This window comes from Lysinibacillus sp. fkY74-1 (genome assembly GCF_053165895.1).
The window spans coordinates 3,702,642-3,714,635 of sequence record NZ_CP170173.1 but is presented as its reverse complement, the minus strand read 5'-3'; the positions used below and the strand labels follow the sequence as shown (position 1 = coordinate 3,714,635).

At 36.6% G+C, this 11,994-nt stretch carries 11 protein-coding genes; 7 read left to right on the top strand and 4 right to left on the bottom strand.

Features of this window, described 5'->3' with window-relative positions:
• Window position 1 precedes the first annotated feature (1 nt).
• The 7 genes from ACE1MS_RS18360 to ACE1MS_RS18330 all read left to right on the top strand — a co-directional run bounded on the left by ACE1MS_RS18360 (window position 2) and on the right by ACE1MS_RS18330 (window position 5,637).
• Window positions 2–2,182, top strand: coding sequence for a phage tail protein (locus ACE1MS_RS18360; RefSeq protein WP_447402536.1), 2,181 nt, complete (start codon window positions 2–4; stop codon window positions 2,180–2,182).
• Window positions 2,172–2,510, top strand: a complete 339-nt coding sequence (locus ACE1MS_RS18355) for a DUF2577 family protein (protein ID WP_036120746.1) — start codon at window positions 2,172–2,174, stop codon at window positions 2,508–2,510. The genes ACE1MS_RS18360 and ACE1MS_RS18355 overlap by 11 nt, the downstream gene beginning before the upstream one ends.
• 70 nt (window positions 2,511–2,580) lie before the next feature.
• Window positions 2,581–3,120 carry a hypothetical protein gene (locus ACE1MS_RS18350; RefSeq protein WP_447402535.1) on the top strand — a complete coding sequence of 180 codons (540 nt, stop codon included), beginning with the start codon at window positions 2,581–2,583 and terminating at the stop codon, window positions 3,118–3,120.
• Complete coding sequence (locus ACE1MS_RS18345) at window positions 3,102–3,509, top strand: phBC6A51 family helix-turn-helix protein (protein WP_036120740.1); 408 nt, start codon at window positions 3,102–3,104, stop codon at window positions 3,507–3,509. The genes ACE1MS_RS18350 and ACE1MS_RS18345 overlap by 19 nt, the downstream gene beginning before the upstream one ends.
• 303 nt (window positions 3,510–3,812) lie before the next feature.
• Window positions 3,813–4,388, top strand: a complete 576-nt coding sequence (locus ACE1MS_RS18340; protein WP_036120737.1) for a recombinase family protein — start codon at window positions 3,813–3,815, stop codon at window positions 4,386–4,388.
• Window positions 4,389–4,821: 433 nt separating this feature from the next.
• Window positions 4,822–5,091 (top strand): hypothetical protein, encoded by a 270-nt coding sequence (locus tag ACE1MS_RS18335; RefSeq protein WP_054610753.1) that lies wholly within the window; start codon window positions 4,822–4,824, stop codon window positions 5,089–5,091.
• A gap of 384 nt (window positions 5,092–5,475) precedes the next feature.
• Window positions 5,476–5,637 (top strand): hypothetical protein, encoded by a 162-nt coding sequence (locus tag ACE1MS_RS18330; protein WP_155272989.1) that lies wholly within the window; start codon window positions 5,476–5,478, stop codon window positions 5,635–5,637.
• Window positions 5,638–6,628: 991 nt separating this feature from the next.
• Here the strand turns inward: ACE1MS_RS18330 and ACE1MS_RS18325 are convergent.
• The 4 genes from ACE1MS_RS18325 to ACE1MS_RS18310 form a co-directional block, all read right to left on the bottom strand.
• The gene (locus ACE1MS_RS18325; RefSeq protein WP_447402534.1) at window positions 6,629–7,177 is read right to left on the bottom strand and encodes a hypothetical protein; all 549 of its coding nucleotides are present in this window, start codon (window positions 7,175–7,177) and stop codon (window positions 6,629–6,631) included.
• Window positions 7,174–7,761 (bottom strand): hypothetical protein, encoded by a 588-nt coding sequence (locus ACE1MS_RS18320; protein ID WP_447402533.1) that lies wholly within the window; start codon window positions 7,759–7,761, stop codon window positions 7,174–7,176. Before ACE1MS_RS18320 ends, ACE1MS_RS18325 begins: the two co-directional genes overlap by 4 nt.
• A 973-nt stretch (window positions 7,762–8,734) precedes the next feature.
• Window positions 8,735–9,313 carry a hypothetical protein gene (locus ACE1MS_RS18315; RefSeq protein ID WP_036164296.1) on the bottom strand — a complete coding sequence of 193 codons (579 nt, stop codon included), beginning with the start codon at window positions 9,311–9,313 and terminating at the stop codon, window positions 8,735–8,737.
• A 671-nt stretch (window positions 9,314–9,984) separates the two neighbouring features.
• Window positions 9,985–11,733: a methyl-accepting chemotaxis protein gene (locus ACE1MS_RS18310; RefSeq protein ID WP_447402532.1), complete on the bottom strand. Its 1,749-nt coding sequence runs from the start codon at window positions 11,731–11,733 to the stop codon at window positions 9,985–9,987.
• Window positions 11,734–11,994 lie beyond the last annotated feature (261 nt).

Below are 11,994 nucleotides of genomic sequence, written 5' to 3'. Positions count from 1 at the left end.
TATGGCCGTAAATTTAACCGCAGTATTCCGAGTTCGCGACCAAGGAACTTCAAGGCTTCGACGCATCACTCAAATGATGGACAGGGTGAATCGGACAAGCAGAGCGACAGGTGAATCAGTAAGTCGATCACAAACAGCGGTAAATAGGTTTGGTAGCGCTGTATCTTCTACATCCAATCGTATGAACGGGTTCTCCGCAAGTATCAGCCGAATTCACGTAGGTTCTAACGGATTAAGCGCCTCTTTTGGAGGATTACAAAGCACACTGATAGGTCTAGCAAGTGCGTATTTAGGTGCCCAGGGTGCTGCAAAGGCATTCAACTCTACCATTCTTGCTGCAGCCAATTACGAAATGAGTTCAGTCACAATAGGAGCACTTTTTGATGATGCTGCAAAAACAAAAAAATATATGCAGTCAGTTGAAAAAATGGCACTTGATAGCCCTATTTTAAATTCTACTGAAATGTACAGCTCCTCCAAAGGTCTAATTGCAATGACAAAAGATCTTGATACCCTGGCAAAGACATGGTCTATTATCGAACGTTTACAACTACTGGACCCGGCACAAGGCACAGAAGGTGCTAGTTTTGCCATGAAGGAAATGTTTGGAGGAGATGCAATATCGTTATCCTCGCGATTCGAATTGCCGAAAGGTGAATTAAACAGAATTAAAAAGTTGGACCCTGCAGGACAAGTTGTCGAGCTTGATAAAATGCTTGTTAAAATGGGATACACACAAAAAGCAGTAAATAAGATGTCTGAAACTACTCTTTCACAATGGAGTCAAATAACTGAAAAGGCACAGGTGTTTGGACGTAAGGTCGGTGGGGCAGGTAACACCAAACTAGGGGATGCCCTGCGAAATATAAATATGTATTTAGAAAAATTAGATGTGGATGTGATTGCTAAACGGCTAGGCGACAAATTAGGAGAACTGACAGACAAAGCAATCGCATTCGGAAAGCTTCTATGGCAGTGGCGAGAACCTATCGTCTATGTAGTCGGAGCAATCGCTGCAGCAGTAGGAACGCTTGCCGGCGTAGGAGTTATCGCCGCACTAGCGAATCCCGTATCGTTAATCGCCGCAGGAATAGCTGCAGCAGTAGTCGGATTCAAAGCGCTCTATGACAATAGCGAGATGTTCCGAGGCGCTATCGACGGCATAGTCGGCAAGGTTAAATCGTTATGGTCCGCATTTAAGACGGGCGGCACAGGAGGTTTAATCAGCGCACTATTTCCGCCTGATATTGCGAATCAGATTAACTCGATAGTTGACGGAATTAAGGCGAAAATCTCCGGTTTGATGACGGCGTTTAAAACTGGCGGATTTAAAGGCGTACTGGAAATGCTAATTTCTCCCGAAGCTATCAGCGCAATAGTGACACGGTTTAATACGCTGAAAGAACAGTTTATCAGCGTATTTATGAGCATCGTTGAATACGTATTGCCTATAATCCAAACGTTTTGGTCGTATGTGCAGCCGATTCTTAGCGCTTTATGGGACGCATTAAAAATCGTAGCTGATGTCGCGATGCTTGCGTGGAACAACATTCTTGCTCCTGCGATCGTATTCGTTATGAAAGCATTCAAATTACTATGGAGTTTTGCCGGACCGATGTTCGAGCTTCTAGGAGCAGCGATTGGCGCAGCCTTTAAGGTATTGCGCTTAGTATGGGATACGATTGTAGGTCCGTTCATAGCGTTCCTAGCCGGAGGATTTACGCAAGCATTCGGAGCAGCTTCCGAGATTGTTGACGCTTTGTCACCGGTATTCCAAAAGGTTGGCGGATGGATTAGCAAGGCTGCGGGCTACCTACGGGAGTTTACGAGCATTCTCGGCAAGGTAAAGATTCCGGACTGGATTGGTAATATCGGTTCTGGTGCTGTTAGTTGGGCGAAGAAATTACTGCCAGGCGGTGGGAACAGTAAACCAGACGGCTCGCACTATCACGGTTTAGACAACGTTAGGTATGACGGATACAGAGCCGTATTACACAAGGGTGAGGCCGTGCTAAATCGCCAGGATGCCGAGGCATATCGTAACGGTCAAGCCGGTGGAGGTTCTAGTATGCCTACTATTAACATTGCAAAAATGGAAGTTCGTAAAGACTCAGATATTGATGAAATTGCTTTTAAATTAGCTAAATTAATAGGAGAGAAGGCGATGCAGGTTGGCTACTAGTTCTAAGATTCCTAAAGAGGGCAGTGGTGCCACCCGCTTATTCGAATCAATCCGAGCCTTCGGATATAATCCTGGAGGTACTATAAAGAAAGCAACAGTTACGAGTGAGAGTCCAATTAGTATTCTCCTTGACGGTGACACAGTCGAAACACCTGATCCGTTTATTGTTTGTAATCCGCACTTATTGCCGTATACAGAAACAGTGAGGATTAACGAACAGTTCGCGACTATTGAGTACGACAATAAGCTGAAAGTAGGCGTTCGGGTGCTAGTATTCGAGCCGGAACATCAGCAACAACTATATGTATTATCGTTATCAGACGAATAACAACTAAGGCAGGCATCGGAATTACATCGGTGCTTGCTTTTTCTAATAAAACGAAATGAGGAATGACGAAATGACGACTCTTGATATTGAACGTATCCGCGCAGACTTAAAACGCTTAAAGGAAGAAGAGGCTGCAGCCGATATTGAGCGTGGATATTGTATATTACAGCAGCCTTCATATAAACCGGTTGTGAGCGACGTTTGGGCGGAGCAAGCATATTACAAACACTTGACGGAGATTAAGAGATTTCTTACGGAATATGCTTCGCTAATTCTCGAAGCAAAGGAAATTGTATTAGTCGGAGAGCAGCCGAAATTACTTGAATGGCAAGCGATATTAGATATTGCGGCAGAATGCAAGGACGACATACTACGGAGTAAATGCGTATTCCTATCGAAAATTTATCTAAAGGCAGCAGTTGAAGGAAAGCCACAATTAGATTACGCCAAGTTAGCGGAGATGATTGTTAAAACAATCGATGGTTATCCTTATCATGTTTACTATAAAGAACGGTTTGACGACGGTTATGCAGATGGAGAACGAGGAACATTCGACGAATATTACGAAACTAAAAAGGAGGAATTAGCGGCATGGCTACTAGAACACTAAACGAAATCTTAAAAGAACTTACGATAGACCAGGCGAAAGCAGCTGAACTTTTATACGAAAATGACTTACTTCCGATAGGCAAACGAAAATCATATACGGATATAGCAAAAGAAATCGGAATTACAGACCGGACTCTTCGTAACTGGCGTCATCTGCCAGCTATGCTTGAATACAAAGTTGCGATAACGAGTAAGTATTTAACGGATAATCGTACACGTGTTATGCAAGCGCTTATTCAAGGTTGTGTGGACGGCAACGCTTCGCATATGAAACTGTACATGCAAACGGAAGGTATGCTTGTTGATCGTGCGGAAATTGAGGTAAAAGGTAAGGAAGTTGACGAACAGGCGGTTGCCGCAAAATTAGCGAGTATTAAAGAAAAGCTGTAAACGGCGATATATCAACGTTTTAGTGCGTTAAAGTGTTATAAATGCGAGGTTGGCTACGTGCTGACTTCGCTCTTTTTTTATGCGCTGAAATAGCGATATGATTCCGTTTACTTCCGAAATACGAGAAAACATCGGGCAGAAGGCGCTGGCGGACGCGCTACCTTGAAAACAAATCGTTATCTGACAATTTACATATCTGTATTCGGTATCGTAACTTAAAAGAATTGACACCGTTTAGACGATGTAGTATTATCAACGTATAGAACGGTATCGCAACTCGGTATCATTTAAGGGGCGGATGAAATGACTAAATACGGATACGCTAGGGTATCAACGCAAGGACAGGATTTACAGGCGCAAATCGACCAGTTAAAGGCGGAAGGCTGTGAAGTTATTTACAGTGAAAAGTTTACAGGTACGACGACGGAAAGACCGGAGTTCGATAAGCTACTGGCGAGCCTTAACGAAGGCGATACGTTGGTAGTAACTAAAATGGATCGTTTTGCGCGTTCTGCTACTAAGGGTAGTGACCTAGTACAAACTTTACTAGACCGCGGTATTAAGGTACACATACTCAATATCGGGCTACTCGATAATACATCGGCATCTACACTAGTACGTAACATCTTCTTTGCCTTCGCACAGTTTGAACGCGATATGATTGTAGAACGATTAAACGAAGGTAAAGCGGTAGCAAAGCAGCGTGAAGGTTATCGCGAAGGACGTAAACCGACGTATACTAAGCAACAGCTAGACCACGCTATGAAGTTGAAGGAAATACATAGCTTTACGCAAGTTGCAGAATTGACGGGCATTTCAATTGCTACACTGAAAAGAGAAAGTGCAAAACGTAAAGCTAACGAAGCGATCAACGATTAATGTTGGTCGTTTTTTTTGCGTTGAAAGTGCGTGACCCCAAAGCCCCCGATTCGGAACGGCGTCATCTGGTACTCGAGAATTACATACATCATTTTTAAAACAAGCCAACTTTTTGCGCTGTCAGACGCATCGATATTCGCAAAGTAGGGTAGTTGTACGTCTGAATGACGCTTATCTTTAGGTTATATATGTTATTTTATCCAAAATTAGGAACGTTGTTATCTGGATTTAACTTGCGTCAGTTTTGCGTTAAAAAAATAAGCGCAGGAATCCCCTACGCTCGTAACTCGTTTTTTCAAATGTTACATAAATAATAACCTAAAATAAAAGTGCCGTAAATACCTTTTTTTCGCCATCAGTAAACAGTCGTGAAATCCTATTCTCATGCGGTTTCAAGGGCGTTATACTCGGTACGTAAGGAGAGTGATTGACGATGTTTGAACGTACAATAAGACCAACTGATTTAGCGACTATGCTTGGAGTATCTTTGAAAAATAAACGTCCTAAAGCGTTAGCAGATGCGATGGCAAAAGTAGTACCAGGTTTCGGAGGATTAGGGACCTTTAAGAAATATAATCGGAAAGAGTACGAAGTAATTTCATACATAATGCGGAGGATTGACGAAGAAAGAGCAACGTTAGAGCAGGCGATCAATGATGCAGTAGATTTATATTATCGTAATACCGTTTTAATTTTCGGATGAATCGGCTTTACTTCCGATGTAAAATAACGTAAGATGATTCGTAAGAAGGTCGACTATGCAGTGTACGACCATTGAACGGATATTTGTCCGCCAGTACGTTTATATCACCGTTTCAAATGACGGTACAGTCAACGATACAACAATGCGGATGTTATAGCGATGCAATAACGAATAAGGGACGCGGGTTCGACTCCCGCCGTCTCCATAAATAAGGTGGCTACAAACGTAGTCATACCAACTATTTTAGAAGCTAGGGATATTGAACGGGAGTTGAACTCCTGTTGAATATCCCTATTTTCATCCCTAGAGATAAATAACATATTTATAACTAATTTTTGTTCATAGACCTTCTAATTCAAACAATGAATTGGGAGGTTTTTTTGTATGTTTAGAGGTAGAAATCATGCTATAAGTATGTTGGAACAAAATATAAAACAGCCAACAATTACAATAATTTTTCTATTAGCAAGCGCATTAGAAATCAAGCCTTCGAAATTTGTAAAGCAGATTGAAGAGGCCTTGCATTATGATAATTATTTTGAATGAGATTTTTTTGAGCAGATAATATCATTTGTTCGCGTTTTAAATTAAATTTATCCATTGTCTCATCACCCCACATTATTGATATACAGATTAATTTAATAATACGATACTAATCGTTTACATTATTTATTTAAATCGAATATAAATTACCCATTTTTCTTTATGTAAATGAAATCTAAATTTTATTTACATTTATGTTGTTAGAAAAATACTTAATCAATATAAATGAGGTGATTATAATTGGAATATATTGAATTTAGTAAAAAGAAACAAAGTGTATTTTTGTTTGTATTAATTTTTCTTATAAAATATCAAGGGGAGTATTTAGCTAGTATTTTGTGGGCAGTTTTCTTATTCATTACGCCAGCTGTAATATTACTCATCGCTATTATGATAGTTTAGATTTACATATTTATGCCAAAAAAAGTTTTTGTTGATTTAAAAGAAATAGCAAGTTATCTAAGTGTTTTCACGTTAATTATAATAAATTCATTAGTTAAGTTCTATGTTCTAAGTGATGATGTAAGTGCGAGTAAATCATTAATTATTAATGAAGTAGAAGTATTTGTTAAGATAACTATTGAAGATATAAATTATACATATACAGTACCAATATTTTTCAGTATACAACAATTATTATGTATGTTTTTGAAAAGTGGAAGCATGCAAGTAGTTCTACATACATAAAAAAAGTAAACAAAGCAATAAATATTCCAAATCTGAAAATTGAAAAGTTAGAACAAATTTTAGAGGAGATGAGAAAAAATATATAATGAAGCTAAACAAATACTAAATAATATAGAATGATAGGGGAAATTTAATGTCTATTAGACCATCATTTTGTATACATTTCAAAATTGATCAATTAATTGTATTTTGCTATGTAAAAACCTATAAAACTCTATAATATTTATTCTAATAAAACATAGAAAAAGGCGACTCTTTTGTCGCCTTTTTGTTTATCATTAGCTTACAATATCATATAACTAGCCCTCTAATTAGGTATCGTAGAAAACAACTCAACATCATCAAAGTAATGAATAGCATCTTTATCTTGGTCGTAAATATATAATCCATAACCATTTTTATTTTGTACTATCTCTTTTATATCGCTAGTAGTCAATGGTTTTTCTAAATCTAAATTAAGAGTAACAATATATTTTAGTGAATTAAATTCCATAATAGCTCCAGGAACTAACCCTGTACTATCTTTGTTTATTATAGAAGAAATATTTCCAGGCACCTTTAATTCAAAATAATATTTACTATCAATTTTGCTTAACACATCATAAAGCTGAGGACTGATTCTGTAAGAAATTTTAAATTCTACAAATTTTTCATCAGCATTTACTTTAAATTCATCGACTCCAAAATTTGGGGGCATAAATTTCTTTTCTAAAGAAATGTGACTACTGACACCCTCAATTTGTTGATTATTACTTTGTTCTTCCTCAATTTGTTGAGTATCATCGCATGCTACAATAACAAAAATAGATGTTAAAATAACTAGAATAAGAATAAAATTACTCTTGATTTTTATCATTGTTTAATTTTATCGCTCCAACTAGTATACGTCCATTTTCCTGTAACAGTCTTAGAACTTATTACTTTTCCTGCACTCCATCGTTTTTCAGTTCCACTTGCTTGTACCCAACTACTTCCTGCTCTTAACAAATAATTTGAATTTGCGGGAATAGACCATGTGATTGAAAGTGTTTTTGTAGTAGATGTTCCTAGTTCTACTTGAGTTGAAACCCCAACTTCAGCCACCATTGACTTAAAAGTAGCACTAGTAGCAACATTAGCCGAAGAAGATTGAGTAACAGCTACTGAATAACTAACAGAATCAGTGGCCGAACTAGGATTTTTAGCCAAGTGTTGAAATTCAAGTTGATTGTTTCTAGAAGAACTAGAATGAATATATTCATATCCTGTCATATCATTTGCACGCGGAGTAATACTTGGCAAATTTACAGGCGGCGGGGCATTATCGTATTCTGTATAGTCCTCAGAGTTTGTAAAGTCTACAGAGTTTGTAAAGTTTATAGGTTCTTCAGCGCTAGCACTACTTACAGCATTTAAAGAAAGTAAAGATAACATAGATGTTGCTACTAACATTTTCTTCATATAAACAGCCTCCATTAAGTATACAATTTTAATCTAAATTTTACAAAATTTAGATTAAAAGAATTATATATTACTTTTTTTATATTTCAATTATTTTTCACTTTTACAAATTTATCCTAAAAATGTTCAAGTAATTTATTTTTTGGTTAATAGGATGATTTATTGTTGTATAAACTTGGTATTCTTCTTTACTGCAAGAATTTTATTATGAAAATATGACGAAATCCTGGGGTTACAGCTAAGATTTTTATGGGTTTTTTTACCTTTCACTTGTCTTTGAAACATTCGTTTAATATACAAATTGAAGTCTGTGCTCAACTGGTTGTAGGAGCTTTTTACTTTGGTGAGATGTGCGGGTAAGACAGATAGAAATCGCGAAAGTGACGGATAGAAGTAAGAATGTGGTGGATAAAATAAAGAAAGTGACGGATAGAAGTTAAAATTTTATTAGGCCCTTATTCAAGACGTTTTTCTAGAGAGTTAGTGGATATTTCGGGGGTTTACAATAATAAATCACTTGAATTAGAAGACTTATTACCATCTGATAGGCAATTCAATAATTTATTTAAATGTTGGTATTTAACTGCCTCTATTTTATTGTTAAATTGGCTAAGACTTAGTCATGAAGATTGTTAAAATATACTTTTTGAAAGATATATGCCTCTCTATTAAGGGATGTATATATAGAATTCTCCTTAAAAAATACCATATGTTCAAGATAAGTATTAATTGTAAATGCGGATATAAGTGAAATGAAAATACCCACAAAGCTTGATTACTGGTGTTGGTACTTAGACAATATAAAAAAACTATTTGAAAGGAAACCATAAGCATGCTGCCACTTTATTCAAAGATGTTAGCATGCTACTTTCCTACAATACCGCTACTGCGTTACCATACTTTTTCACAGTAAACAGGGGGATTCTCTGTCCTCCCATAATCTTTAGAATTACTCTCTCCATGTTCTACAGAATCATTGACAATTCTCCCACTTCTGTTTATTTCCGTAGAAGTTATCGAGATCATCAAACGACGCTTTGAAGATATTTAAATTATAGTCATTCACCTCCACCGTACCCTGAATGAATCCTAGCATGTCATCTGAGACGTTAGAAGCATCCTCAGCCCATTCGTTTACCACTTTGTAGACTTCTTTGTCATAAGCCGTTGTATGGGCCATAAGGACCGATGTAGCTAAGTTCTGTGTGATGCCGTTGTAAGCGCCAATTGCGTTATCGAAATTTAGTAATCCATCTTCATTAAGCGCTACACGTTTAAAAGCTAGGTAATTCGAATACATTTCGTCTAAGGCTATTGCGTTTTCAGGTGACAGACAGGATTTATCAGTAGCGGGCTTGTGGATCACCTCAACTGCTTCTACCTCTTCGGTTTCTACAACCTCTGCTTTTTCACCTTCAGCACTCAAACTTTTTTGTTTGGTCTTTGTAAGATAACTATCGTTTGATACGAGATAACTTATAACTATAATACCCATCACTATAATAGATGTTAAAATTGCAATTATTACTTTGTAAACGTTATTCTTTTTCATTGTCAATAACCTCCGAATTATGCGTTAAAATAAACCAAGATTTGTTTCTCCTCCAGCACACATCGTCGCTGGCATTATAAGTGCAATTGACAATTCTATAATGCATTGCTTATAGAAGCATAGTGTAAGAGAAATACCTTCCATGCTTATCATATTATGTAAATAGTTTGAAGGCAAATTTGATTTTGTTGATAAGTAAATAGATTTAAACTACAACTATTTGGAATGTTATACATGATAAAGATGAAGTTCTAATCAACTTAATGGAATCTATTTTTGTATATTAGAGATGGTAAATTTGAAGTAATTAATAAAGGAGAGGGTACTTTGAAAGGCTTATTGATGGAAATTGCAAATACATAATTAGCGGAGACGATAAGGTATGATCCAAGAGTTAGTTGAATTTTAGGTAAAATTCATTTTCTGAATGCTGCTTTCTATCGTGAAATAGAGAAATATCTAATTTTTGATTAAGATCGCTCCTACTTATATCTTTTTCTTTGCTTAAAGAATGTATTAACTATCCTATTTGTGAGCTATTCATATATGGAATTTCAACTCACTTTAAATATCCTCATGCCCTAGAGGGAAAGACGTTAAGTGTCTTTCTCTCTTTTTTTAGAAAATCAATGTTAATCATCAAGGGCAATAACGAAAATGCTTGCTAGCTTTTATATAGTATATCGCTCCATTAAAGTATTTAATTCACGATTTAGTTCCGTTAGTTTTTCAGCAGCATGAGCTACATCTGTAATTGCTTTAATGTGCTCGTCGATGGAAGACGCAATTTCCTGTACTGAAGCGGCCGTCTGCTCTGATACGCTGGACGCACTTTCGATTCCTTCACTCATCAACTTATTATAGGATGTCATCACGTCCATTTCTTTATTAACGGCTAATATGGAATCTACAATTTGTTTAACAGAATCAGACATCTGATTGAATTTACTTTGTGTTAGGGCTACATTATCATTTAACTTTTTAGCAGTTTCCATTGTTCCTTCTACAGTTTCAACTGTTTTAGTAGTTTCTGAAACAATGGATGAAACTACTCCTTGTACTTGGTGGGTGGCCATTTTCGATTGTTCTGCTAGTTTTCTTATTTCATCGGCAACCACTGAGAATCCTCTACCATACTCACCTGCTCTTGCAGCTTCAATACTCGCATTTAAAGCTAGTAAATTAGTTTGTTCTGCGATTGTTTCAATGGTTTCCATCACCTGTGTGATTTGATTTATTTGATCATGTAATTTTTTAATTTCATCACTGACTTCTTGTGAGGCTGCTAGTGAAATAGTATTGGACTGTTGTAATTGTTGTACTATTTCAATTCCCTCGGATGATATTTTTTCTGCATGTTTTGTAATGTCGTACATAACTTTACTTTGTTTTTCTGTGGTTTCTATAGAATTGGATAATAGCTCTACTGTTTGGTTTATGGTATCCAAATCGTGGGCTTGTTCCTGTGTACCAGTAGCAATTTCAGTAATGGCTCTACCAACTTCGTCACTACTAGCAGATGTTTCTTCTGAAACGGCAGATAAGTTAGTTGCTGAATCCAATAAATGTTCACTTGTATTTTTAGTCTTTTCGACGAGCGTGCATAATTGCTGTGACATTTTATTGAAAGCGGTCGCAAGTTGTCCAATTTCGTCATTTGATTCAGGTAGATGGGTAACCATTATATGACCATCAGAAATTTTCGTTGCGGCTTCAGCTACTTCTTTTAACGTGTTTAATTTCTTCCGAATACCTAAATAAAATACCAGTGAGCTTAAAGTAATAAGTACGACTGTTGCACCAAAGATAATATATTGTAAAATGTTTAATCCTTCATAAAATTCATCTTGAAAGACAGCAATTCCAATAGTCCAGCCCCAAGGCTCAAAATATTCTGTATAGGCTGTTTTATCTTTAAAAGAACCATCTGGCTGTTTATCAGAATAAATGACAAAGCGATCTGATTCATTTTTGGACTTGCCGCCTGCAATGATTTTTTCGCGATTACTTCTGTTCAGGTCATCGGCAGGAGCTCCACCTATTTTAGAAGGATGGAGTTGTAACACTAAATCCTCGTCAAAAGCTAATATATATCCATTTTCTTTGTAAGTAAAATTGGATTTTTGATAATCGTACTCTCCCATTTCATTGACGGGTCCATTTAGAATAATTCTGGCTTGTTCTTTTCCTTCTTCTAGTGTTATTTTGCCACTTTCCACTTCTTCATTAATCAATTCTATTGAAGTATAGGCCCCTTTGACAATGCTTTGGAGTTCTCTTTGACCTGATTCTAAGAGCTGATCTTTGGCAACCCAATAGCTTGTTGAGCCAATAATCACAACTGTTACAAGTATAATAATTGTGATTAGTAGCATTAACTTCCCAGAGATGCTTTGTAACCGTAAATTTTTCTTCATCATTCGCTTCCTCCCGCAACTATATATAGGTATATTTCGACAGTAATCTACATAATTCAATAGTATGGAAATTGTTTTTTATAGTAGGCTAAAGGTTCTATCATAAACTAGAAGCAAATTCTTATGATTATAAGGATGAGTATGATTCTATTATTGGCCAGTATGCTGAAGGAAAGTTAAAAACTGGTTAAAGACTATCATTAAAATTTGGCAATACTTGAATCATAATGTAACAAGTAAAACGTCTTTCTTTATAAAAGGGCT